Below are 24814 nucleotides of genomic sequence, written 5' to 3'. Positions count from 1 at the left end.
GATGACGCGCCCGCAGCCAGACTGCGCTCACCAGCACTCTCACACTCCATCGAGGAACACGAATGAACATCAAGAACATCAAGATCAGCGCACGACTGGCGGCCTGCTTCGGCATCCTGGTCGCGGTCATGTGCCTGATCGCGGGCGTAGGAATGCAGAGCCTGCACAGCATCAGCAAGGCTTCGCGCATTGTCGTCGAGGACCGCTACGTGAAGATCGCGTTGGTGATGGAGATCCGCGAGAACGTCAATTCGGCCGCGCGCAACCTGCGCAATGCCATGCTGGGACGCAACCCAGAAGAGGCCAAGCGCTATCTCGACCGCGGTGCGGCCAACAGCGCCAAGACCACCGAGTCCATGAACCAGATCGAAAAACTGATCAGCACGCCGCGCGGCAAGGAATTGTTCAAGGCCATCCAGGACGCGCGTGCCGCCTACAGCACGTCGCGCGACAAACTGCGTGAGCTGATCCTTCAGCAGAAGAAGGAAGAGGCCACCGAAGTGCTCTTCAATGAAGTCATTCCCAAGCAGGACCGCTACTTCGACGTCCTCAACGACTTCGTCGCCTTCCAGAGAACGCTGATGGATGAAAGCGTGGCTGAAGGCCAGCAGACCAGCGATTCGGCCATCGCCCTGATGCTGGAACTGTCGGCCGTGGCCATTCTGCTGTGCGTGCTGGCAGCCTGGTGGGTCACGCGTTCCATCACGCGGCCGCTCAATGAAGCGGTGGACGTGGCCAGCGCCGTGGCGCAAGGCGACCTGACGGTACAGATCGGCGAGACCACCCGGGACGAAACCGGCAAGCTGCTGGCTTCGCTCAAGGCCATGAACCAGAACCTGCACCGCATCGTCAGCGAAGTACGGACCGGCAGTGACACCATCAATACCGCCTCCTCCGAAATCGCCAGCGGCAACCTGGACCTGTCGTCCCGCACCGAAGAACAGGCCGGGGCGCTGGAAGAGACCGCCTCGGCGATGGAAGAACTGACCTCCACCGTCAAGCAGAATGCCGACAACGCCCGCCAGGCCAACAGCCTGGCCGCGACCGCCTCCGACGTGGCAGTGCAGGGCGGCAGCGTGGTGGGGCAGGTGGTGCAGACCATGGGCGAGATCAACGAAGCCTCGCGCAAGATTGTCGACATCATCAGCGTCATCGATGGCATCGCCTTCCAGACCAACATCCTGGCCCTGAACGCCGCCGTGGAAGCGGCCCGTGCCGGTGAGCAGGGACGCGGCTTTGCGGTGGTGGCTTCCGAAGTCCGTACCTTGGCCCAGCGCAGTGCGTCCGCGGCCAAGGAGATCAAGGCCCTCATCGATGATTCGGTCAGTCGCGTGGATAACGGCAGCCGCCTGGTGGAACAGGCCGGTGCCACCATGAGCGAAGTGGTGGCCAGCGTGCGCCGCGTTACTGACGTGGTGGCCGAGATCTCGGCGGCGAGCAACGAACAGAGCGACGGCATCGAGCAGATCAATCACGCCATCGTGCAGATGGACGAAGTGACCCAGCAAAATGCCGCCCTGGTGGAACAGGCCGCCGCCGCCGCCCAGTCCTTGCAGGAACAGTCGGGCCGCCTGGTGGAAACGGTGAGCATCTTCAAGCTCAGCAACCATGAGACGCCGCGTGCGCAGCCCGCGCGCAAGCCGGTGCCGCCCAAGGCCAGCAGCAAGCCGGTGGCCGCCGCGCCGGCCGCACCGGCCAAAGCCGCTGTGGCAGCACCCGTGCCGACGCCCAAGGCCCTGCCCGCGAAACCGGCCGCGCCAGCCAGCGCCAAGGCCGGCGGCAAGGCCATGGCGGCCGATGACGGGGATTGGGAACAATTCTGAACTAACTATCGCAGGCTCAGGGGCCAAGTCCGTCTTCCGGACCTCACCCTGTTTTCTCAAGTATTGGCCAAAAGCGCCGTTCAGCATCTGCTGTCCGGCGCTTTTTTCATGCGTCAGGCGATCCAGTGCGGCGTTGCATTCCGCCAACAATTTGCTGACAGAAAGACATGCATGTCTTCACAGCCAACAAGGGGGTAAGTATGAACATCAAAGATATCAGGATCAGCGTCCGGCTGGCCGTCTGCTTCGCCGTGCTCATCGGGGTGATGTGCGTGATCACGGGGATCGCGCTCAAGAGCCTGAACCGGGTCGAGAAGTCCACCGCCGAGATCGTTGAGGACCGTTACCAGAAGATCGCCCTGGCCAGTGACATCAGTGACAACGTCAATGGTGCCGTACGCAGCCTGCGCGATGCCTTGCTCGGCCGCACGCCCGAGGAATCGGCGAAGTACATTGAACAGGGACAGTCCTTCAGCGCCAAGACCGGCAAGGCGCTGGCGCAGATCGAGAAACTGCTTACCAGCCCGCGCGACAAGGACATGCTCAAGATGGTCATGGATGCCCGCAATGCCTACACGCCCTCGCGTGACAAGCTGCGGGAACTGATCAAGCAGAACAAGAAGGAAGAGGGCACCGAATTGCTCTTCAAGGAAGTCGTGCCCGTCCAGGACAAGTACCTCAAGGCGCTCGATGACTTCGTGGCCTACCAGAAGACCATGATGGACGAGAGCGTGGTCCAGGGCAAACAGACCGCCAGTTCCGCCACCAGCCTGATGCTGCTGCTCTCGGGTGCGGCCATCCTGATCTGCGTCGCTGCCGCCTGGCTGGTCACGCGCTCCATCACGGGTCCGCTCAACCAGGCCGTCAGCATCGCCGGTGCGGTGGCGCAGGGCGACCTGACGGTGCGCATCGAGGCCACCACCAAGGATGAGACCGGCACCCTGCTGGCCTCACTGAAGTCCATGAACGAGAACCTGCACCGCATCGTCACCCAGGTCCGCCAGGGGACCGATGCCATCACCACCGCGTCGAAGGAAATCGCCAGCGGCAACCTGGACCTGTCCTCGCGCACCGAAGAGCAGGCCGGCTCGCTGGAAGAGACCGCCTCGGCCATGGAAGAGCTGACTTCCACCGTCAAGCAGAATGCCGACAACGCCCGCCAGGCCAACACCCTGGCCGCCACCGCCTCCGAAGTGGCGGTGCAGGGCGGCAGCGTGGTGGGGCAGGTGGTGCAGACCATGGGAGAGATCAATGATGCCTCCCGCAAGATCGTCGACATCATCAGCGTCATTGACGGCATCGCCTTCCAGACCAACATCCTGGCGCTGAACGCGGCGGTGGAAGCCGCCCGTGCCGGCGAGCAGGGACGCGGCTTCGCGGTGGTGGCCTCCGAAGTGCGCACCCTGGCCCAGCGCAGCGCATCGGCCGCCAAGGAGATCAAGGCCCTCATCGATGATTCGGTGACGCGGGTAGACAACGGCAGCCGCCTGGTGGAGCAGGCCGGCAGCACCATGAGCGAAGTGGTGGCCAGCGTCAGGCGCGTCACCGACGTGGTCGGCGAGATCTCGGCCGCCAGCAACGAGCAGAGCGCCGGCATCGAGCAGATCAACCGCGCCATCGCGCAGATGGATGAAGTCACGCAGCAGAATGCCGCGCTGGTCGAGGAAGCGGCGGCCGCTGCGCAATCCCTGCAGGAGCAATCGCACCGCCTGTCAGAGACGGTCAGCATCTTCCGGCTGGATAGCCAGCATGCGGCGGTGGGGGCTGCGACTGCCTACGCCAAGCCGGTGGCCAGCAAGCCCGCCGCTCCCAAGCCAGCGGCACAGAAGCCCGCCGCCGCACCGCCCGCGCCAGCCGTCGTGGTCCCCGCCTTGCCGGCCAAGACGGCCGCCAACGCCGCCATTGCCAAGGCCAGCAGCAAGGCACCGCCGGCCGGTGACGGGGATTGGGAACAATTCTGAACTAACTCTGGCGATCAGGCGCGCAGCTCGACCACACCCGGAAACGCGATGCGCACCACCAGCCCGCTGCCTTGTGCCGGGGCATCCAGCGTGACGCTGGCCCTGTGCATGGCGGCGATCTCGCGCACGATGGCCAGCCCCAGCCCGGTACCCCCCGGGTTGACGTGCTGGGTGGCCCCGGCACGATAGAAGGGTTCGAACACTTTTGCGCGCTCGGCCTCGGCGATGCCGGGGCCGTTGTCTTCCACCTCCAGCAGGGCCGCAGTCGGCTGCCCCGGACGGCGCATGGCGCGCACGCGCAAAGTGACCTGGCCGCCGATGGGCGTATAGCGGATCGCATTGTCCAGCAGATTCACCATCAGTTCATGCAGCAGCAGGGCATTGGCTTCGATGCCGACGTCGCCCTCTTCCTCGAAGGCCAGCCCGATGCGCCGCGCCACCGCCTGCTGCGATAACTCCAGCGCGACCTGCCGTGCGGCATCGGTGAGCGAGACGCGCATGGTGCCGCCTCCGGCCGCGCCATGTTCGGCGCGCGCCAGGGTCAGCAGGCGATTGGCCAGATGTACGGCGGAATCGGTGGTGCGCGCCATGCCCTCCACCAGCTCGCGCAGCTCGGCCGGGTCGAGCCGCGTGCGGCGCAGTTCGCGCAGGGTCAGTTCGGATTGGGTCTTCAATACCGTCAGCGGCGTACGCAACTGGTGCGAGGCATCGGCGATGAAGCGCCGCTGCGCACTGATGAGGGCCTGCAACCGGCCCATGTAGCCATTCATGGCCTGCACCAGCGGGCGCATTTCCTTGTGTACCAGGGCCGGATCAAAACCGGACAGGTCGGTCGGCGCACGCGACTCCACCTCGCCCTTGAGCTGCATCACCGGGCGCAGCACGAAGCGCACCGCAAACCACACCAGCAGCGCCGCCACGGTCACCAGCGTGCCCTGGCGCCACAGCGTGTCGAACAGGATCTTGCGCGTCATGCCGTTGCGGCCCTCCATGGTTTCGCCGACCTGGATCAGGGCGATGCCGCGCATGCTGTCGTCATACACCGGCTGCAGCAGTGCGGCGATGCGGATGGGCTGGTTGTGATAGTCGGCCTGGTAGAAGCGCACCAGGGCCGGATAGACTTCCGAGCGCTTGACGTTGGCAGGGACCGGCGGCAGGTCTTCGTAGCCGGACACCAGTTCCCCTTTCAGGCCCGTGACCTTGTAGTAGATGCGGCCCAGGGTATCGGTCTCGAAGCTGTCCAGCGCCACGTAGGGCACGTCGGCCGTGACATGGCCATTGACGATGGAGACCCGTTCGGCCAGCGCACGGGTGGAGGCCAGCAGCGAACGGTCGTAGGCCAGATCGGCTACTTCCAGCGCGTTGTAGTAGACCGAGACTGCATCGAGAGCCACCAGCAGCGTCAACGGAATCAGCAGCCAGCGCACCAGCTGGCTGCGCAGGTTGCCCAGTCGGCGGGTGGCCTGCGCCATTACGCGGCCTGCAGCAGGTAGCCCAGGCCGCGCAGGGTGGTGATGCCGACGCGGCCGGCGCCCTCGTGTTCCAGCTTCTTGCGCAGGCGGTGGATGTAGATCTCGATGGCGTCCACGCTGGCATTGTCATCCAGCGAAAAGACCTGCTGGAACAATTTGTCCTTCGGGACCGTATGGCCCTGGCGCATGATCAGCACTTCCAGCACCGCGTGTTCGCGCGGGGTCAGTGCCAGCAGTTCGCCGTGATAGGTGAAGGTGCGCGACACCGTATCGAAGCACAGCGCACCACAGGCCACGGTCACCGCTTCCTGGCTCTGCGAGCGGCGCAGCAGGGCTTTCACGCGCGCTTCCAGTTCTTCCAGCTCGAAGGGTTTGGCCAGATAGTCATCGGCCCCCAGGTTGAGGCCGCTGACGCGGTCAGCCAGGCCGCCGCGTGCGGTCAGGATCAGCACCGGCGTGCGGCTGCCGCGCGCACGCATGCGTTTGAGGACTTCCAGTCCATCCATGCGCGGCAGGGTCAGGTCGAGGATCACCAGCGCATAGTCTTGCGTGAGCAGCAGGCTGTCGGCGTCGGCACCGTTGTGCGCGCACTCCACCGTCAGGTGGGCGTCGCGCAGGGCCTTGGACAGCCAGCGGGAAAGTTCGATATGGTCTTCGACCAGCAGGATGCGCATGCGGCGGCCCTTTTACTTTTACTTGTACGTTGCGGTACGGCTTGTCTCCAGCGCGGATGCTAACAGATGGGCCGCCGCCTTTGAAATGTCCTCTTCCGGCCATTGTGGAAACTGCGTAGCGTCGATCCCACACTGACAGCTTCGCTGAAAGCCGGCTGAAAGGCTTTTCTTGTACGATGCGCCCATATCAAAAAATCCAAGCCGGAGACACATCATGACCACCCTTGGGTCCGGACCCGTCCGTACCGTTCTTCCCGCCTCCCGTTTCTGCTGCTGACCGCCATGAAGGCGGACCGCTCGCATCGTTGGCACCACTGTGTTCGCTTGCTGGCCGCCTGTCTGCTGGCCTGTGCGATGCCGTGCGCGCTGGCGGCCGAGTGCATCGTCCCGGCCAAGCCGGGCGGCGGCATGGACGCCTCGTGCAAGCTGTTGCGCCAGGCCATGCAGGAAGAGGGCGGCAAGCAGGATTTCAAGGTGGCGTATTTGCCCGGCGGCATCGGGGCCGTGGCCTGGAGTTCGGTGGTCTCGCAGCGGCGCGGTGGGCCGGAGACGCTGGTGGCGTTTTCGGGCGGCTCGCTGCTCAGCCTGGCGCAAGGCAAGTATGGCCCCGCCGATGTGGGCGACGTGCGCTGGGTGGCCGGGATCGGCATCGATCACGGCATGATCGCGGTACGTAGCGATGCGCCGTGGCGCAACCTGAAGCAGTTGCTGGAAGCGATCCGCAAGGATCCGTCGGCGGTCACCGTGGGTTTGTCCGGGACCGTGGGCAGTCAGGACTGGCTGAAGATGGCGCTGCTGGCGCAGCAAGCCGGTTTTACGCCGAGGCAGTTCCGCTTCGTGGCGCTGGAAGGCGGCGGTGATTCGTTTGCCGCCTTGCAGGCCGGGCACGTGCAGGTGATTTCGGGCGATACCTCGGAAGCCGCCTACTTCATGGCCGACGGCAAGGTGCGCATCCTGGCGGTGCTGTCCGAGCAACGCCTGCCGGGCCCGCTGCAGGCAATACCGACCGCACGCGAACAGGGTTACGAGGTGGTGTGGCCGATCATTCGCGGCTTCTACATGAGCCCGCATGCGCCGGAAGCGGATTACCGGCGCTGGGTCCGGTATTTCGACCGGGTACTGGCCGATCCCGAATTCGATCGCCAGCGCAGTATCGGTGGCTTGCAACCCTTTGCCATGACCGGCAAGCCGCTCTCGGATTACATCGCGCAGACCGTTGCGCGTTATCGCAGGCAGTCCCAGGAGTTGGGCCTGGTGCGCTGATCAGCCAGGTTGCACACGCCGTCAGGCGTGCTCTGCAGCCGGGCCGGCGCAAGGCCCGTTTCATCATCAAGGAGAATCCATGTTGCACAAACGTCGCCTGAGCATTGCGCTCGGCCTGGCCCTCGCTTTGCCCGTCACTTTCAGCGGTGTGGCCCATGCCGACACCCCCGCCGGCTATCCCGCCGATTACGCCAAGGTCATCGAAGGCGCCAAGAAGGAAGGCAAGGTCGTGATCTACAGCACCACCGATTCCAAGGCGGCCGAAGCGCTGATCAAGGATTTCGGTGCGCTCTATCCGGGCGTGAAGGTCGAGTACAACGACATGAACTCTACCGAAGCCTACAACCGCTTCATCTCCGAAGCGGCCGCCGGTGGCGCCACGGCTGACGTGATGTGGTCCTCCTCCATGGACCTGCAGGTCAAGCTGGCCTCCGAAGGCTATGCGGTGGCCTACAAGTCACCGGAAGCCGCCGCCGTGCCGGCCTGGGCGAACTGGAAGGACACTGCCTACGGCACCACCTTCGAGCCGGCTGCCATTGTCTACAACAAGCGCCTGGTGACCGAGGCCGAAGTGCCGACCACCCACGACGAGTTCACCAAACTCCTGGTCAGCAAGCAGGACAAGTTCAAGAACAAGGTCACCACCTACGACATCGAGAAGTCCGGCGTCGGTTTCAGCCTGATGACCTATGACCTGAAGCACAACCCGCATTTCTGGGACTTCGCCAAAGCCATGGGCGGCGTGGCTGCGCGCGTGCAATCCTCGACCGGCACCATGCTCGAGCGCATCTCCTCGGGTGAAAACCTGATCGGCTACAACATCCTCGGCCCCTACGCCCTGGTGCGCGCCAAGAAGGACCCGTCCATCGGCGTGGCCTTCACCAAGGATTACAACCTGGTGCTCTCGCGCGTGATCTTCATCAACAAGGCCGGCAAGAACCTCAATGCCGCCAAGCTGTGGGTGGACTACATCCTCTCCAAGCGCGGCCAGACCATCATCGCCAATGATGCGCAGCTGTTCGCCATCCGTGGCGACGTCACCGGTGCCACCACCTCGGCCGAACTGACCAAGCAGCTGGGAGCGTCGCTCAAGCCCATGCCGGTCTCCACCGAACTGCTGGAATACCTGGATCAGAAGAAGCGCCTGGACTTCCTGAAGCAGTGGAAGGAAGCCACCAAGAAGTAAATTTTTTAGATTCATCCTGTCACGGGCCGGGTAGTCCGCAGTGCCAAGGGCGTCACGCCTTCGATACGACCCTGCGGGTCTACTCAGTCCGAACGGGATGTTTGTCATCACCGCGCAAGTTCGTTGTTTCGGAGCGCGGCCCTGGCCGCTTCCCTGCCTGTCCTGATCCATCTGCCCACTCATGAGGCGCACCATGCAAACCACCACAACGCTACCGCGCAGCGAGCCAGCCCTGCCGACCCGCCGTTTCCGGCTGAACTGGCCGCGCGGCCTGGTCGTGCTGCTGGCAGCCCTGGCCATCTTCGTGCCGCTGCTGCTGATCTTCTATCAAAGCTTCCTGTCGGCCCCCTTCTTCGCGCCGGTCAAGACGCTGACCTTCGATTCCTACCGCTTCATCTTCGATGACCCGGACTTCCGCCAGGCCTTCGTCAATGGCCTCACGCTGGCCACCGGCCTGGCGCTGATCGCCGTCCCGCTGGGCGGCATGCTGGCCTTCCTGATGGTGCGTACCGACCTGCCGGGCCGCAGCTTCATCGCTCCCGCGCTGATGGTGCCGATCTTCGTCTCACCCATGGTGATCGGCTTCGGCTACGTGGTCTCGATGGGACCGGTCGGCTTCTACACGGTGTGGGTCAAGAACCTGCTGTCGGTGTTCGGTTTCGAGGGCGATCCGTGGAACATCTATTCCTTCACCAGCATCGTCATCATCGCCGGCCTGACCCACGTGCCGCACGTCTACCTGTATGCCTCGGCCGCCCTGCGCAGCCTGGGTTCGGATGTGGAAGAAGCGGCCCGCGTGGCCGGTGCCTCGCCGCTGCAGGTCGCGCTCAACGTCTCGCTGCCGATGATTACCCCGGCACTGGCCTACTCCGGCGTGCTGGTGTTCTTCCTCGGCTTTGAAGTGTTCGGCCTGGTACTGGTGCTGGGCGATCCGGAAGGCCACCTGGTGCTGCCGACCTATCTCTACAAGCTCACCAACAAACTGGGTACGCCTTCGTATCACCTGATGGCGGCGGTGGCCGTGTGCCTGGTGGCGGTGACCATGCCGCTGGTGATGCTGCAGCGCTGGCTGCTGCGCTCGGCCAACAAGTTCGTCGCCATCAAGGGCAAGGGCGCGCGCCAGAAGGCGCTGCCGCTGGGCAAGTGGCGCTGGGTGGCGTTCACTCTGATCGCCGGCTGGCTGCTGTTCACGGTCATCATCCCGCTCTCGGGCATCGGCCTGCGCACCTTCGTCTCGCACTGGGGCGATGGCGTCAACCTGCTGGACGTGCTGACCTTCGAGAATCTGCTCAACGTGTGGGATCAACCCTCGCTGGTGCGCGGCATCATCAACACGGTGCTGATCGGCGTGATCGGCGGCGCCCTGGCCGTGGCCTGCTATACCGCCATCGCCCTGGCCATGCACCGCAAGCAGGATGGCGTGACCCGCTTCCTCGACTACAGCGTGCTGGTCCCGCGTGCGGTGCCGGGCCTGCTGGCCGGCCTGTCCTTCCTGTGGGTGTTCCTGTTCGTGCCCTCGCTGCTGGACTCGGCCTTGAAGGGCATCGACAACCCTATCGCCCTGTGGCTGGTCGACAGCTTCATCCCCGCCCTGCGCGGCCTGCGTTCGACCATCTTCTCGGTCTGGCTGGCGTACTCGGTGGTGTGGATGGCCTACGGCCTGCGCCTGATCAACACCGCCCTGCTGCAAGTCGGCCCGGAACTGGAAGAAGCCGCCCGCGCGGTCGGTGCCTCGCGCTCCCGCGTCACGCGTGACGTCACCATTCCGCTGGTGCGCTATGGCCTGGTGGGCGCCTGGCTGATGGTGTTCCTGATCTTCGAGCGCGAGTACTCCACCGGTGTCTACCTGCTCTCGCCCGGTACCGAGGTGATCGGCTCGATGATCGTCTCCATGTGGGCCGCCGGCGCAGTGGAACTGGTGGCTGCACTGTCCTTCATCAACATCACGCTGGTGGCCGTGGGCCTGGGCATTGCGCTGCGCTTCGGCGTCAAGCTGCACGACTGACCTGCACCGATAGCACGGCCGGTACCAAGGGTGCCGGCCTCCCGATACAGCAAGAGCATCCTGAGGAATCATCATGACCGAACTTTCCGTCAACGACCTGCACCTGGACTATGGTACCGGCGCCTCCGCCAACCCCATCCTGAAGGGTGTTTCCATGCAACTGCAGCGCGGCGAAGTGGTGGCGCTGCTGGGTCCCTCCGGCAGCGGCAAGACCACGCTGCTGCGCGCCGTGGCCGGGCTGGAATCGCCCAAGGCCGGCACCATCGACATCGGCACCCGCCGCGTTTTTGATGGCGCACGCAACTTCGAGATGCCGGCCGAAGAACGCAACCTGGGCCTGGTGTTCCAGTCCTATGCGCTGTGGCCGCACAAGACCGTGGCCGACAACGTCGCCTATGGCCTCAAGCTGCGCAAGACGCCCTCGGCCGAGATCGCCAAGCGCGTCAAGGAAGTGCTGTCCCAGCTGGGCCTGGGCCATCTGGGCGAACGCTTTCCGCACCAGCTGTCCGGCGGCCAGCAGCAGCGCGTGGCCATCGCCCGTGCGCTGGTCTACAACCCGCAGGTGATCCTGCTGGACGAACCGCTCTCCAACCTCGACGCCAAGCTGCGCGAGGAAGCACGCGCCTTCCTGCGTGAACTGATCGTGCGCCTGGGCCTGTCGGCGCTGATGGTGACCCACGACCAGGGCGAGGCCATGGCCATCTCCGACCGCATCCTGCTGCTCAACAATGGCCGCATCGAACAGCAGGGCACGCCGCAGAGCATGTACCAGACCCCCAATACCCTGTTCACCGCCGAATTCATGGGCAGCAACAACAAGCTGGCGGCCGAGGTGGTCAGCCGCGAGGGCGACCGCGTGACCGTCAAGCTGGATGGCGGCACGGCGGTGGCGACTCTGCGCGGACGCGAGGATGCCAAGCCCGGCGAGCAGCTCACCGGCATCATCCGGGTCGAGCAGGTGCGCATCGCGGGTGAGCAGACCGGCAATGCGATTCGCCTGCCGCTCTCGACCTGCATGTACCTGGGCGACCGCTGGGAATGCCTGTTCAAGGTCGAGGGCGGACCGGCCGGTTCGGTCGGCCTGCGTGCTTATGCACCGCAGCGCCTGGACCAGGGCGAATACTGGCTGTCGCTGCCGGAACAGGCCTTGTGGGCATTCTGAAAAACTAAGGTGGCCGAACGGAATGTCTAAGTTTCCCGTTCGGAAAAACTTAGTTTTTTGACGGTTCATCGCATCGATGAAAACCAGCGAGCAAGGCTATCCGCCATCCCCTCGCTCACCCGGAAAAGCCATCAGGAGCACACCGGGTGCATGAACAGAAGACGTCGCACGGCAAGGCCGTGCCGACGCCATCCAACGCTTTCAACCAAGGAGACCTCAGTGCAAAGGAATCACCTCGCCGCCAGCATGCTGGCCGCATTCGCCGCGTTCGCCACGACTTCCGTGCAGGCGCAAACTTCCGTTACCGTCTACGGCCTGATCGATTCGGGCGTGGAATATGTCACCAATGCCAATGCTGCCGGCAACAGCCTGGTGCGCCTCAGCTCGGGCACCATGAACACCTCGCGCATCGGCTTCCGTGGTACCGAAGACCTGGGCGGTGGCCTGAAAGCCATCTTCCAGCTGGAAAACGGCTTCAAGCTGGATAACGGCGCCTTCGACGGCGATTCCAACCAGCTCTTCAACCGCCAGTCCAACGTCGGCCTGGAAGGCGGCTTCGGCCGCGTGGTGGTGGGCCGTTCCTTCTCCACCACCTATGACTTCATCCTGCCGTTCGACCCGATGGGCTACTCGGCCAACTATTCCTGGGTGACCTCGGCCGGTGCCACCGGTGGCCGCAAGGACGGCATGCCGACCGGCGTGTCCAATCTGGTCAAGTACCAGGGCGAGTTCGCGGGCGTGAAGGTCGGTGCCATGTACGGCTTCGGCGAAGTGGCCGGCGAGACCAGCAACGGTGCCAAGTACGGTGTCGGCCTGGGCTGGGGTTCGGGTCCGTTCAGCGTGGCCGCGACCTATGACCGCAACAACAGCGTGAGCACCACCAACGCCCCGTATGACCGCGCCACCAGCGCCCACCTGGCCGCCGGCTACCAGCTGTCGGATGCCTGGAAGTTCAACCTCGGCTACCGCTACTACAAGAAGACCCTGGCCAGCGGCGCTGCCGACCAGCGCAGCGACTTCATCTGGGGCGGCGTGACCTGGAAGTTCACTCCGGCCATGAGCGTGATCGGTGCGATCTACTACCAGAACATCAAGAATGTGGCCAACGATGCTGATCCCATCATGTACTCGCTGCGCCTGAAGTACGCGATGTCCAAGCGCACCGACCTGTACCTGAGCACGGCCTATGCCAAGGCCAAGAACAACCAGCTGGTGGGCCTGTCGCGGGATGACGTCGGCTTCTCCAACAGCCAGTTCGGCATGACCCTGGGCATGCAGCACCGCTTCTGATGTCCGTGTAGTCCCCTGGCCCGGCACGCGTGGTTGGCGTGCGGGCCACGATAGTCTTGAGCCGTCATTGACCGGCGCACCCCTGCTGACGGCAGGCGTGCGCCGTTTTTTTTCAGGGCTTGAGCGGGGGTGGCGAATGCAATTGCAGGAGATCAATCAGCCCCTCGTCACAGACCAGCCGGCCGCAGTCGCCCATGCTGGCCACCAGATGCGCACCGGCCAGCAGCACGAAGATGGTGCCTGCGCCTATCCTGCCCCAAGGGATGCGGCGTGGTTCATTTTCCTTTTCCGCGCTTTGCAGCAGCAGCAGCGTCGCCGGGTATTCAGCACTCTTGACTCCCAGCAGGGCTGCAATGGTCAGGATTGCGGTCAGTGAAAACAGGGCCATCCAGGTATGGAAATGCATGCCTTGCAACAGCGGTCCCGTGGGCGTCTGCCCGGCCAGGGCTTCCAGCGAGATCTGGCGCAAGGCCATCAGCCCGGTCAGCAGCGCGCCCATCAGCGCTACCCCATAATGCGCGCTCTTGATCCCGAAGCGCAGATTGCGCAGGAAGCCGATGCCGGTGAGGATGATGCCGGTGTACTGCAGCTGGCGTAGCGGGGTGCCAGGCAACAGCGCCATCGATTGGAGGTACAGCAGCAGGCCCAGGTAGCCACTGATGGCCAGCAGGCACAGGCAATTGAGGAAAATCCCGCCCGGCAGCACGGGTTCGCGTGGGGTGAAGACAACGGAACGGTCCATGAGACGGTGCCATTACAAGATGAAACCCAGGGGGCCCTGGGCGGTTTGGCTGAACCCCCACAGGGTGACGATGGTGCTTGCCTACCATAGCTTGTTGCTTAGTGATTTCCAGCCGAGTGCAATCCCCAACACGGTGAGGAAGGCCAGCAGGAAAGGAAGATAGAGAAACATGGCGTGACCCGGAGTTGATCCCGATTCATATCCGGGAATTTGTTTATGTGCTTTGATGCCAATCGTAGCCGAATGCCCATGCAAATCTCGTGCTAAAACCTCGAATAAAATCGAGATTTATCAAGAATATTCATAACGAACCCGGCTTCATTGAAGCCCATCAACAAAGGAGACACAGATGCAAGCATCAGCAAGCGGCGCTCGGGCCGGTCAACAGGAGGTGCGCCGGGTAGCGGTGGTGGGCACCGGCGTGATCGGGGCCAGTTGGGCGGCCTATTTTCTGGCGCGGGGGCTGGAGGTCTCGGCCACCGACCCGATGCCGGATGCGGAAGTGAAGTTGCGTGCCGCCGTGGCGCGTCACTGGCCCAGCCTGGAGTTGCTGGGGCTGGCAACCGGTGCCTCCCCTGAGCGGCTGCGTTTCTCGGCCTCGCTGGAAGAGGCGCTCGAGGGCGCGGACTTCGTGCAGGAAAACGGCCCTGAGCGCGAAGACCTCAAGATCGACCTGTTCCGGCGCATGGATGCCGCGTTGCCGGCGCATGTGGTCCTGGCCTCCAGTTCCTCGGGCCTGCTGATGAGCAAGGTGCAGGCCGCCTGCCGCCATCCCGGCCGGGTGGTGCTGGGCCATCCCTTCAACCCGCCGCACCTGATCCCGCTGGTGGAAGTGATCGGCGGTGCGCAGACCGCGCCGGAGGCGGTGCAGGCTGCGCTGGACTTCTACACCGCCATCGGCAAGAAGGCCATCCACGTGCGCAAGGAGGTCAAGGGCCACATCGCCAACCGCCTGCAGGCCGCCCTGTGGCGCGAGGCCTTCCACCTGGTCGAACAGGGCGTGGCCAGTACCGAAGACATCGATACGGCCATCGCCTACGGGCCCGGCCTGCGCTGGGCTTTGATGGGGCCTTATCTCAATCTGCACATGTCGGGCGGAGAGGGCGGCATCGGCCACATGCTGGATCACCTGGGACCGCCCATCGAAAGCTGGTGGGCCGATCTGGGAGCGCCTTCCATCACCGCTGCACTCAAGGCACAGATTCGCGCTGGGGTAGAAGAGCAGATGAGCGGCAAGACTTCTGCCGGCATCGCTGCCGAGCGTGACCAGCTGCTGGTGCAGTTGCTGGCGGCCAAGAGCAAGACCAAAATCATTCCTTGAAAACTAAGTTTTCTGAATTTTTTCTCTAAAGTAGCTTTCCTGAAAAACTTAGAAAAATTGAACTGTGTTCAATCGGATTTCAATAGGTTTTCAATCGATGTTCATGGTGCAAAAACCAACCGTTCGGACTGAGTAGCGGCCCCGCCGCGTATCGAAGACGCTGTGTAGCGTGATGATGATCTTGCCCGCGCAGCGCCTCCGAGCCGGCCCTGACTGAGCGGCTCAGTCCGAAGGTCTCTGCGGGCCGCATTCATTTGTGCGCGCGCTTGCGCCGGCTCGGTGCCATTTCGCGCATCAGGGCAATGAAACGCTGCGCCCCCAGCCCCAGCGGCTGGTCCTTGTTCCACACCACATCCACCCACATGCGCTGCTGGTTGCTGATGTTGTCGAAATCGATGACCACCAGCGTACCGGCCTCGATCTGTGCCTGCACCAGGCTGTGCGGCAGATAGGCCCAGCCCAGTCCCTCGCGCACCAGCGACAGCGTGGCCAGGTGATTGTCGGTGCGCCAGAGGTGGCGTGCGAGGAAGAAGCGCGGGTCCGAGATGCTGGCATCGCGGCTGGCCACGGCGATCTGGCGGATGTCGTACAGGTCTTCATAACGCAGCTTGCGCTTCTTGCGCAGCCGCGCCGGATGCTCGGGTGCGATCACCGCCACCATCATCTCGCTGCTGAATTCCTGGAAGGCCTCGCGGTCATTGCCGGCATGGCGCTCGAAGACCAGCGCCAGCTGTGCCGTATTGTCATAGAGCATGCGCATGGCATCGGCCTGCGGCGAGGACAGTACTTCCACCTCCAGTGAGGGAAATTCTTCCGCCAGCACCGCCAGCGGTTTGGCCCAGGGCACCGACAGCAGTTCCGGGGCCACCGCCAGCGTCAGCTTGCGCTCCAGTCCCTGATGCATGGCCAGCGCGTGGGCGTCGAGCTGGCGCAGGGTGCTGGCCAGCAGGCGTGCATCCGGTTCCAGCGCGCGCGCCAGTTCGGTCGGTCGGGCATCGCGCGCGGTGCGGTCGAACAGCACCAGGTCCAGCTCCGCTTCCAGCTGGCTGATGGTCATGCTGACCGAGGAAGGCACGCGTCCCAGCTGGCGCGCCGCCGCCGAGAACGAACCACTGTCGAGCACGGCCAGGAAGACCCTGACGTTGTCACTGGAGAAAGCCATCGTCTGTTCCTTGTGTATATCGCAGTGCCGACCTGTCAGAAAAACTGAAAGAAGCCGACTTCATTCATCAGAAACTTCATCATAGAATGCTTTCCATCGCGCGGCCAGAGGACTGGCGCGCTGCCGTCTTCAGGAGCACATCATGCAGGGATTCAAACGCAAGCTGGTCTATGCCTGCCTCTTCGAGGGGCTGGCCATCATTTTCACCACGGTCGGGCTGAGCGTCTTCGCGGGCCATGACAGTGGCCATGCGTCGGCGGCCGCCGTGGCCTCGTCGACCATTGCCTTCGTATGGAATTTCATCTTCAACGGTTTGTTCGAACGCTGGGAGGCACGCCAGCCGCGCCGTGGCCGCAACTTTGCGCGCCGTGCCGCGCACGCCCTCGGTTTCGAAGGCGGGCTGGTGGTGATGCTGGTGCCGCTGTTCGCCTGGTGGCTGGGCATCAGCCTGTGGGAAGCGCTGGTACTGGACTTCGGGCTGATCGTGTTCTTCATGATCTACACCTATCTGTTCAACCTCGGCTTTGACCGTGTCTTCGGCCTGCCCAGCTCGGCCATGCCGGTCAGCCCGCAAACCGCAGAAGCGCACTGAGCCAACGGTGGCGCAGGACGATCCTCTGGCCACCCGGCTGCAGCAGTTGATCGCCGCCGATGCGCATCGCCTGCCCTTGCTGCAGGCCGTGCGCAGTCTGGCGCTGCCGGATGCATGGATAGGCGCGGGCTGCGTGCGCAATGCGGTGTGGGATGCGCTGCATGGCCGTCCGGCCACGGCCCCGCACAGCGATATCGACGTCATCTGGTTCGATCCCGCCGCTTGTTCGCCGGAGAAGGATCTTGCGCTGGAGGCGCAGCTGACAATGGCCTGCCCCGGCCCGCAGTGGTCGGTGCGCAACCAGGCGCGCATGCATCTGCGCAATGGCGATGCCCCCTACACCTGCGCCACCGATGCCCTGCGCTACTGGCCCGAGACCGCTACGGCCGTGGCCGTGCGTCTCACCCGGGAGGACCGCATCGAGATCGCCGCCCCGCTCGGTTTGCAGGACTTGTGGCAAGGGCTGCTGCGCCCGGCCGGTGCCTTCGCCACTGACAAGCAGGCGCAGTTTGCTGCCCGCGTCCATGGCCGTGGCTGGCTGGTGCGCTGGCCGCAACTGCAGGTAGTCGCGGCGCAGGATGCAATAGAATAGGGCGCTACTCTCCCTTCAACGCCAGTCCAACGCCAGCCGCCCGCCATGTACATCCCCGCCCATTTCGCCGACCAGGACACTGCCAGCCTGCACCAGCTCATCACCGCCCATCCCTTCGGCGTGCTGGTCTCGCACACGGCCAGCGGGCTGGATGCCAACCATCTTCCTTGCCATCTCGACACCGCTCAGGGGGCCTTGGGCACGCTGCATCTGCACGTGGCGCGCGCCAATCCGCTGTGGCGCGCGCTGGCCGATGGCGATGAAGTGCTGGTGGTGTTCTCGGCGGGCGATGCCTACATCTCGCCGAGCTGGTATCCCAGCAAGCATGAGGCGCATCGCCAGGTGCCGACCTGGAATTACAGCGTGGCGCATGCCCATGGCCGCGTGACCATCCGCGATGACGAGCGCTACCTGCGCGGCGTGGTGGCGCGCCTGACCCGTACTCACGAGGCCGGGGAGGCCAAGCCCTGGAAGATGTCCGATGCGCCTGCCGACTACACCGATACCTTGCTCAAGGCCATTGTCGGCATCGAAATCGAGATCACGCGCCTGGAAGGCAAGCGCAAGCTCAGCCAGAACAAGGACGTGCGGGATATCGAAGGCGCAGGCAGAACGCTGGCCGAGCGCGGCCATGTGCAGCTGGGCGAGGCCATGCTGCAGGAGGCTGCCCGCAAGCAACAGTAATCGCGGGCAAGCAAGCTGTTGATTCCTCACACGGGAATGCGCGGCCCTGTAGAATCCCGGAACAGGGTTGTCGCATGCCCTCCTGCATTCCAGTTTTCCACGAGGTCGCCCATGACTGCCCAGGTCCCGCTTGCCACCGCCCCCGCACGCAGCGACTCTCTCGGCTGCTCGTCCACTGCGCTGAAGCAGAGCCAGGAGCTGCAGGGCAGTCAGTTCAGCTTCTATCGCAAGCGGGTTGAAGGCCGTGAGGTGTCGCAGGTCTACACGCCGGCCTCCGATCGCGGTTTCCTGGTCGGCATCTCGATGGCGTCGCAACACCGCCGCAGCATTTTCCGTGGCCGCCAGGGCGCGCAGTTCGAGTTCGGACGCGGTGCCGTCTACATCCGCGATTTTTCCGAAGACTACCGGGCCGACTTGCAGACGCCCTTCGACTTCCTGCTGGTGGAGTTGCCGCTGTCATGGTTCGCCACGGTCAACGAGGATCTGCGCGGACGCAAGGCCAGCGGACTGGCCACCGTCACCGGCCACGATGATCCGGTGCTGGCCCATCTGGCCGCCGCACTGGCCCCGGCACTGGCCCAGCCCGATGCCGACAATCACCTGTTCGTCGACCAGCTCGGCCTGGCCATGGGCACCCATCTGCTGCAACGCTATGGCGGGGCCAGCCTGCCTGCGCCGCGCCATGTGCGGCTGTCGCGCCTGCACGAGGAGCGGGCCAAGCAGATGCTGCTGCAGAAAAACCGCGACCAGGTCTCCATTCCCGAGATCGCGCGCGAATGCAACATGTCGGCCAGCTACTTCCTGCGCGCCTTCAAGGCCAGTACCGGTCACACGCCGCACCAGTGGCTGCTGCTGCAGCGGGTCGACATGGCGCGCGAATATCTGCGCCACAGCGGGTTGTCGCTGGCCGAGATCGCAGTGGCCTGCGACTTCTACGACCAGAGCCATTTCAGCCGCGTGTTCTCGCAGATCGTGGGCAGCAGTCCGGGCGCATGGCGTCGCCGGCTGGGCTGAGGGCCGCGGGGCTCACGGCACGCGCGGCAGGTCGAAGCTGAACACCGTCCCTTGCGGCTGCGCCGCCTCCACGCGCAGGCGGCCGCGATGGGTCTCGATGATGGAACGGCAGATCGCCAGCCCCATGCCCATGCCGTTTTCCTTGGTGGTATAGAAGGCATCGAAGATGTGCGGCATGGCGTCGTCCGCGATGCCTTCGCCGCTATCCTGTATCTCTACCTTCACGCGCTGTTCATTGCAGCAGCTCACGCCAATGTTGAGCGTGCGAGCATTTTCCGGCACGGCTGCCATGGCATCGATGGCATTGACCACCAGGTTCAGCAGCACCTGCTGCAACTGCACCGTATCCCCCAGTACATGGACCTCGGCAGGCGGCAGGGACAGCGAAAGATGCACTTCGCGTTGATCCAGCTCGCTGCGTGACAGGGTCAGCGTATGGCGGATCAGCGCAGCCAGGTTGAGGCGCTCGAATTGCGGCGCGCGATTGCGGGTCAGGTTCTGCAGGCTGCTGATGATGCCGCCGGCGCGCTGGCCTTCGCTGATGATGTCGCGCAGGCCGGCGCGCGCATGTTCCAGTTCCGGCACGGGCCGGTTCAGCCAGCGCAGGCTGGCCCCGGCGTTGGAGACGATGGACATCAGCGGCTGGTTGATTTCATGGGCGATGGACGCGGTCAGCTGGCCCACGGTGTTGGCGCGCGAGACGCGTTCCATGTCCACCTGGGCTGCGCGGATGGCGTATTCCGCCTGCCGCCGCACGGTGATGTCGGTGGCCGTCCCCACGTATTCGGTGAAGGTGCCATCCACCCATACCGGCTTGCCGATGCCGGAGAGATAGCGCACCTCGCCCGTGTCCTGGCGGCAGATGCGGTGCTCCACGCGGATGGTGCCGCCCATGGCGACGGCCGCATTGACGGTCTCGATCACTTCCTGCCGGTCATCGGGATGCATGATGGACGCGAACTCGTCATAGGTGATGCAGTTGCGGCCCGCCGGCAGGCCGTAGATGCGGCACAGTTCATCGGAGCAGAACATCAGGTCTTCGCGCACCAGGTAGCGCATGCTGCCGGCGTGGTTGAAGCGTTCGCCCTGCTTGAGCAGTTCCTGGCTGGTGCGCAGTTCGCGTTCGGCGCACAGCAGTTGTTCCTTTTCCAGCAAGGCCTGCGCATGGTCGGCGGCATTGGCCAGAGCCACGGCGGCGTGGGCGGCGAGGTGATGGGCGCAGCGCGTCATGGCCGCAGCGGGTGGCGCGTCGTAATACAGCAGCAGTTCGCCACGCGCCTGGCCACGATGGCTCAGGCGCAGGGTGAGCGTGGCCGTGTGCAGATCGTCCGGCCCGGCGATGCAGTGATCCTGGCTGTTGCAGACGCCCATGCCATCGCGCAGGGCCTCGGACTCGATCAGCGTCAGGTCGGCCTCATGTCGCACCAGCAGGCAGCGCCGTGCACCGGCCAGATGGCAGAGCGCGCGGGTGAGTGCCGGCTTGAGCAGGACCGGGTCGAGCAGCGCCGACAATTCGCGCAGGGCGTGCAGCAGGGCATCGTCGTCGGCAGGGCGCGGGTCGGACGGCAAGGGGATCTCCAGGCAAGGATGATGAGGTCAAGGCCGCATTGTGCCGCATTGCCGACGCGTGCGGTTCAGGGCGGGCCGTAGAGCAGGGTGGACGTCAGCAGCACCAGCAGGGTATCGGCGTCGACCGGTTTGACCAGCAGCGCCATGCCCATGGCCGTGGCGCGCTGGCGCTGCAGCGGCGTGACCTGCGCCGAGATGAACAGCACCGGCAGGTCCGGTCGCCGGCTGCGCAGTTGCTCGGCCAGTTCGAAGCCGCTCATTCCAGGCAGGTTCAGGTCCACGATGGCGCAGGCGGCTACCGGCAGGCAGGTGCTGGTGAGGAAATCCTCGCCGCCATCGAAACTGCAATGGCGATGCCCGGCGGAATCCAGCAAGTTGCACAGGGCCGCGCGGACCCCGAGATCGTCATCGATCACCGCGATGGGGCGGTGTGATGGTGGCGTTGTCTCCCCTTCGCTCATCATCGTCTGCCCGGTGGCTCACTTGGCGTCCGGCGGCGGTGTGCCGGTGATCTTGGGCATGCATTCGCGGTGGAACCACGCTGCGCTCAGCGGCTCGCCGGCCAGCTTGCGGCGCACGATGGGCACCAGCTGTTCGCCGATGAGCATGCCCAGCAAGCCGAGCAGGGCGATGATGGGCGGTGCCGGTGACTGCACGTGCAGGGCCGCGTAGATCAGGCCGGCCAGCAGGCCCATCAGGAGGGAGATCAGGTAAGGTTTCATGCGTACTCCGGGATCAGTGGCCCAGCAGGGGGCCCAGGCCGTTGATCAGGCGCTCGGCCAGCACCATGCCCAAGAGGCCGATGAGGGCAATGCCCGGTGGTGCCGGTGAGCGCACCTTGAAGAGCGCATAGACGACACCGATCAGGATGCCGGCCCCCAGGGAAATCAGATAAGCGGACATGGCCCGGCTCCTCGTGAAGATGGGACGCCGCCGCGCCCCGCCGATGCAGGGCAGGAGCGCGGCGGCGTCGGTGACCGGACTGGCTTACTTGGCCGGCACCGGTGCCAGGATCTTCTGGTTGCCGTGCGGGCGCTGCTCGGCCTTGTGCACCATGGTGTAGGCGTAGTCCACGCCCATGCCGTAGGCCCCCGAGTGTTCGCGCACGATGTCCATGACGGCGTTGTAGGTTTCCTTGCGGGCCCAGTCGCGCTGCCATTCCAGCATCACCTGCTGCCAGGTCACGGGGATGACGCCGGCCTGGATCATGCGCTGCATGGCGTAGTCGTGGGCCTCCTTGGAGGTGCCGCCGGAGGCGTCGGCCACCATGTAGATCTCGTAGTCGCCTTCGGCCATGGCACACAGGGCGAAGCTGTTGTTGCAGACTTCGGTCCACAGGCCGGCCACGACCACCTTCTTCTTGCCGTTGGCCTTGAGGGCGTCGCGCACCTTCTGGTCATCCCAGGAGTTCATGGAGGTACGTTCCAGGATGTCGTGCTCGGGGAAGACCGACAGCAGTTCCGGATAGGTGTAGCCGGAGAAGCCCTGGGTTTCCACGGTGGTGATGACGGTAGGGATGTTGAAGACCTTGGCCGACTTGGCCAGGGCGACGACGTTGTTCTTCAGTGCCTGGCGGTCCATCGACTGCACGCCGAAGGCCATCTGCGGCTGGTGGTCGATGATGATGAGCTGGCAGTTGGTCGGGGTCAGGACGTCGAGTTTGGTGTTGGTGGTCATGATGGTTCCGTAGGTGGAGTGAACAGGGAGACGGCAGCCGCTGCCTTGGCCGGGGAGAGGCGGTGCGCAGCGGCGTGGCAGGGGAGTGAGGCTGCCGGAGGCGATCATAGGCAAGCGGGCAGGGCGCTGCCATTATCTGTTCGTATAGCTAGACGCTGGCAGTGCGTTTTTGCACACTGCCATCACCAACAAAAGCACCAACACAAGCGCATGAGATGGACGGTTCGCCACCCGCGACGCCACACCCTGCGCAATCCGCCCTCTTCATCGTTGCAGCCCATGCCCGGAGCCTCCATGACCACCGCAGCCAGCGTCACCCCTGACCTGATTTTGTTGAACGGCAAGATCCACACCGTCGACAAGCAAAACCCCATCGCCGAAGCCGTTGCCATCGGCGGCGGAAAATTCATCGAAGTCGGCAGCGCCGCCGACGTGATGCGTCTCAAGCAGGCCAGCACCCAGGTCATCGACCTGGGCGGCCGCACCGTCATCCCCGGCCTGAACGACTCGCACCTGCACCTCATCCGTGGCGGCCTGAACTACAACCTGGAACTGCGCTGGGAAGGCGTGCCGTCGCTGGCCGATGCACTGCGCATGTTGAAGGACCAGGCGGCGCGCACGCCGCATCCGCAATGGGTGCGCGTGGTCGGTGGCTGGACCGAATTCCAGTTCGCCGAGAAGCGCATGCCCACGCTGGAAGAATTGAACGCGGCCGCGCCCGATACCCCGGTCTTCGTGCTGCACCTGTATGACCGCGCGCTGCTCAATCGCGCCGCGCTGCAGGCGGTCGGCTACACCAAGGACACGCCCAACCCGCCGGGCGGCGAGATCGTGCGCGATGCCTCGGGCAATCCGACCGGCATGCTGATCGCTCGTCCCAATGCCATGATCCTGTATGCCACCCTGGCCAAGGGACCGACCCTGCCGCAGGAATACCAGGTCAATTCGACCCGCCAGTTCATGCGCGAGCTGAACCGCCTGGGCGTGACCAGCGCCATCGATGCCGGCGGCGGTTTCCAGAACTACCCGGACGACTACCAGATCATCAACAAGCTCGCAGCCGACGGCCAACTGACCATCCGCATTGCCTACAATCTGTTCACGCAGAGCAAGGGAAGTGAACTGGCCGATTTCCAGAAGTGGACCGGTATGGTCAAGCCCGGTGACGGGGACGACTTCCTGCGCCATAACGGCGCTGGTGAAATGCTGGTGTTCTCGGCGGCCGACTTCGAGGATTTCCTCGAACCGCGTCCCGACCTCGCCGACGGCATGGAAGAGGAGCTGGAACGGGTGGTGCGCCACCTCGTGTCCAACCGCTGGCCGTTCCGCCTGCATGCCACCTATGACGAATCGATCTCGCGCATGCTGGACGTGTTCGAGAAGGTCAACCGCGATATCCCCTTCGACGGCCTGCACTGGATGTTCGACCACGCCGAGACCATCACCGAGCGCAACATCGAGCGCGTCAAGGCACTGGGCGGCGGTATTGCCATCCAGCATCGCATGGCCTTCCAGGGCGAGTACTTCATCGACCGCTACGGCAGCGATGCCGCCGAGCACACGCCACCCGTGGCCAAGATGCTGGAGATGGGCGTGCCGGTCGGTGCAGGTACCGACGCCACCCGCGTGGCCAGCTACAACCCCTGGACTGCACTGTACTGGTTGGTCTCCGGCCGTACTGTTGGCGGGACGCAACTGTACCGGTCAACTGGCAGGTTACCTCGCGAAACTGCACTGGAACTGTGGACCGCAGGCAGCGCCTGGTTCTCCAGCGAGCAGGCCAAGAAGGGTCGGATCCAGGCTGGCCAGCTGGCCGACCTCGCCGTGCTGTCGGCGGATTTCTTCAGCGTGCATGAAGACGACATCAAGTCCATCGAATCGGTCATGACCGTGGTCGATGGCAAGGTGGTCTATGGCACCGGTCCGTTCTCCGCGCATGGCCCGGGCGAGATCCCGGTGCTGCCGGAGTGGTCGCCGGTGGCCAAGGTGCCGGGACACTATCGCGCCGTCGCCAGCAGCGATGCCGCACGCCGGAAGAAGACCGCGCTGCCGCATGCCTGCGCGGGTTCGTGCGGCGTGCATGGTCACTCCCATGACGTGGCGCGCAAGTCCAGCGTTCCGGTTTCCCACTTCGCCGGTTTCTGGGGCGCGTTGGGTTGCAGCTGCTTCGCGTTCTGAGCGGGGCTGTTCATGCAAGCGCATCATTCCGCTCGCCGGACCGGTTGGCCGGTCCCGCCCCTGGATCTGGGTTTGCTGTTCCTGCGCGTGGCCGGCAGCTTCATGCTGTTCTACGTGCACGGCTTGCCCAAGCTCATGCATTACGCGCATGAGCTGACCGTCATCGAGGATCCCTTCGGCCTCGGCCCGACGGTATCGCTCTGGTCCGCCATCCTGGCTGAAGCGCTATGTCCGGTGTTGATCGCGCTGGGCCTGTTCACCCGCCTGGCCTGCCTGCCCATCATCGGCGTGCTGCTGGTGGCCATGCTGGCGGTGCATCCCGGCTGGAGCATCGCGGAAGGCCAGTTCGGCTGGCTGCTGCTGGTGATCTTCACGGCCATCGCGCTGTGCGGTCCGGGCCAGTGGCGGCTGGGCCAGGCCGCAGCTCAGCCGTAGGAATCAAGTCGA

At 64.5% G+C, this 24814-nt stretch carries 23 protein-coding genes; 14 read left to right on the top strand and 9 right to left on the bottom strand.

Features of this window, described 5'->3' with window-relative positions; all coding sequences use genetic code 11:
• The first annotated feature begins 62 nt into the window (after positions 1–62).
• Together E2K99_RS23880 and E2K99_RS23875 are read left to right on the top strand one after the other, a co-directional pair.
• Positions 63–1823, top strand: coding sequence for a methyl-accepting chemotaxis protein (locus E2K99_RS23880; RefSeq protein WP_134223811.1), 1761 nt, complete (start codon positions 63–65; stop codon positions 1821–1823).
• A gap of 200 nt (positions 1824–2023) precedes the next feature.
• The gene (locus E2K99_RS23875; protein WP_134223810.1) at positions 2024–3784 is read left to right on the top strand and encodes a methyl-accepting chemotaxis protein; all 1761 of its coding nucleotides are present in this window, start codon (positions 2024–2026) and stop codon (positions 3782–3784) included.
• 14 nt (positions 3785–3798) lie between these two features.
• On the opposite strand, the gene E2K99_RS23870 is transcribed toward E2K99_RS23875, so the two are convergent.
• On the bottom strand, positions 3799–5256 hold the full coding sequence (locus tag E2K99_RS23870) for a sensor histidine kinase (RefSeq protein ID WP_134223809.1): 1458 nt from the start codon (positions 5254–5256) through the stop codon (positions 3799–3801).
• On the bottom strand, positions 5256–5930 hold the full coding sequence (locus E2K99_RS23865; protein WP_034331694.1) for a response regulator: 675 nt from the start codon (positions 5928–5930) through the stop codon (positions 5256–5258). Before E2K99_RS23865 ends, E2K99_RS23870 begins: the two co-directional genes overlap by 1 nt.
• A 282-nt stretch (positions 5931–6212) precedes the next feature.
• Between E2K99_RS23865 and E2K99_RS23860 the strand changes: the two genes are divergently transcribed.
• From E2K99_RS23860 to E2K99_RS23840, 5 genes are all read left to right on the top strand, one after another.
• On the top strand, positions 6213–7193 hold the full coding sequence (locus tag E2K99_RS23860) for a tripartite tricarboxylate transporter substrate binding protein (protein ID WP_039783125.1): 981 nt from the start codon (positions 6213–6215) through the stop codon (positions 7191–7193).
• Positions 7194–7272: 79 nt separating this feature from the next.
• A complete protein-coding gene (locus E2K99_RS23855; RefSeq protein ID WP_134223808.1) occupies positions 7273–8379 on the top strand; it encodes an ABC transporter substrate-binding protein in 1107 nt (368 codons plus the stop codon).
• A 193-nt stretch (positions 8380–8572) separates the two neighbouring features.
• Entirely contained in the window at positions 8573–10384 is a 1812-nt protein-coding gene (locus E2K99_RS23850; protein ID WP_121041041.1) for an ABC transporter permease, read from the top strand.
• Between the two features lie 73 nt (positions 10385–10457).
• The gene (locus E2K99_RS23845) at positions 10458–11546 is read left to right on the top strand and encodes an ABC transporter ATP-binding protein (RefSeq protein ID WP_134223807.1); all 1089 of its coding nucleotides are present in this window, start codon (positions 10458–10460) and stop codon (positions 11544–11546) included.
• A gap of 219 nt (positions 11547–11765) precedes the next feature.
• Positions 11766–12836 (top strand): porin, encoded by a 1071-nt coding sequence (locus E2K99_RS23840; protein ID WP_134223806.1) that lies wholly within the window; start codon positions 11766–11768, stop codon positions 12834–12836.
• Positions 12837–12948: 112 nt separating this feature from the next.
• On the opposite strand, the gene E2K99_RS23835 is transcribed toward E2K99_RS23840, so the two are convergent.
• Positions 12949–13578 carry a hypothetical protein gene (locus tag E2K99_RS23835; protein WP_134223805.1) on the bottom strand — a complete coding sequence of 210 codons (630 nt, stop codon included), beginning with the start codon at positions 13576–13578 and terminating at the stop codon, positions 12949–12951.
• Positions 13579–13927: 349 nt separating this feature from the next.
• Between E2K99_RS23835 and E2K99_RS23830 the strand changes: the two genes are divergently transcribed.
• A complete protein-coding gene (locus tag E2K99_RS23830) occupies positions 13928–14899 on the top strand; it encodes a 3-hydroxyacyl-CoA dehydrogenase NAD-binding domain-containing protein (RefSeq protein ID WP_134223804.1) in 972 nt (323 codons plus the stop codon).
• A gap of 250 nt (positions 14900–15149) precedes the next feature.
• On the opposite strand, the gene E2K99_RS23825 is transcribed toward E2K99_RS23830, so the two are convergent.
• The gene (locus E2K99_RS23825) at positions 15150–16061 is read right to left on the bottom strand and encodes a LysR family transcriptional regulator (RefSeq protein WP_034331312.1); all 912 of its coding nucleotides are present in this window, start codon (positions 16059–16061) and stop codon (positions 15150–15152) included.
• Positions 16062–16203: 142 nt separating this feature from the next.
• On the opposite strand from E2K99_RS23825, the gene E2K99_RS23820 reads away from it, so the two are divergent.
• From E2K99_RS23820 to E2K99_RS23805, 4 genes are all read left to right on the top strand, one after another.
• Positions 16204–16653, top strand: a complete 450-nt coding sequence (locus E2K99_RS23820; RefSeq protein ID WP_121041033.1) for a PACE efflux transporter — start codon at positions 16204–16206, stop codon at positions 16651–16653.
• Between the two features lie 7 nt (positions 16654–16660).
• Positions 16661–17245, top strand: coding sequence for a nucleotidyltransferase family protein (locus E2K99_RS23815; RefSeq protein WP_134223803.1), 585 nt, complete (start codon positions 16661–16663; stop codon positions 17243–17245).
• Positions 17246–17290: 45 nt separating this feature from the next.
• Complete coding sequence (locus E2K99_RS23810) at positions 17291–17929, top strand: FMN-binding negative transcriptional regulator (RefSeq protein WP_134134269.1); 639 nt, start codon at positions 17291–17293, stop codon at positions 17927–17929.
• Between the two features lie 111 nt (positions 17930–18040).
• Positions 18041–18943: a helix-turn-helix domain-containing protein gene (locus E2K99_RS23805; RefSeq protein WP_134223802.1), complete on the top strand. Its 903-nt coding sequence runs from the start codon at positions 18041–18043 to the stop codon at positions 18941–18943.
• A 12-nt stretch (positions 18944–18955) separates the two neighbouring features.
• Here the strand turns inward: E2K99_RS23805 and E2K99_RS23800 are convergent, their stop codons facing one another.
• From E2K99_RS23800 to E2K99_RS23780, 5 genes are all read right to left on the bottom strand, one after another.
• Positions 18956–20512, bottom strand: coding sequence for a sensor histidine kinase (locus tag E2K99_RS23800; RefSeq protein WP_134223801.1), 1557 nt, complete (start codon positions 20510–20512; stop codon positions 18956–18958).
• A gap of 65 nt (positions 20513–20577) precedes the next feature.
• Entirely contained in the window at positions 20578–20973 is a 396-nt protein-coding gene (locus E2K99_RS23795) for a response regulator transcription factor (protein WP_240733812.1), read from the bottom strand.
• Between the two features lie 18 nt (positions 20974–20991).
• The gene (locus tag E2K99_RS23790) at positions 20992–21234 is read right to left on the bottom strand and encodes a DUF1427 family protein (RefSeq protein ID WP_034334045.1); all 243 of its coding nucleotides are present in this window, start codon (positions 21232–21234) and stop codon (positions 20992–20994) included.
• Between the two features lie 13 nt (positions 21235–21247).
• Complete coding sequence (locus tag E2K99_RS23785; RefSeq protein WP_134223799.1) at positions 21248–21415, bottom strand: DUF1427 family protein; 168 nt, start codon at positions 21413–21415, stop codon at positions 21248–21250.
• A gap of 84 nt (positions 21416–21499) precedes the next feature.
• Entirely contained in the window at positions 21500–22189 is a 690-nt protein-coding gene (locus tag E2K99_RS23780; protein WP_039783146.1) for a hydrolase, read from the bottom strand.
• Between the two features lie 294 nt (positions 22190–22483).
• Between E2K99_RS23780 and E2K99_RS23775 the strand changes: the two genes are divergently transcribed.
• Together E2K99_RS23775 and E2K99_RS23770 are read left to right on the top strand one after the other, a co-directional pair.
• A complete protein-coding gene (locus E2K99_RS23775) occupies positions 22484–24367 on the top strand; it encodes an amidohydrolase (RefSeq protein WP_134223798.1) in 1884 nt (627 codons plus the stop codon).
• A gap of 12 nt (positions 24368–24379) precedes the next feature.
• Positions 24380–24802 carry a DoxX family protein gene (locus tag E2K99_RS23770; RefSeq protein ID WP_034334042.1) on the top strand — a complete coding sequence of 141 codons (423 nt, stop codon included), beginning with the start codon at positions 24380–24382 and terminating at the stop codon, positions 24800–24802.
• Positions 24803–24814 lie beyond the last annotated feature (12 nt).

The sequence above is a fragment of the Herbaspirillum huttiense genome, from assembly GCF_004367745.1.
Taxonomy (GTDB): domain Bacteria; phylum Pseudomonadota; class Gammaproteobacteria; order Burkholderiales; family Burkholderiaceae_D; genus Herbaspirillum; species Herbaspirillum huttiense.
Note: the sequence above shows the minus strand (reverse complement) of the source record. Positions and strands in the feature narration are given on the sequence as shown.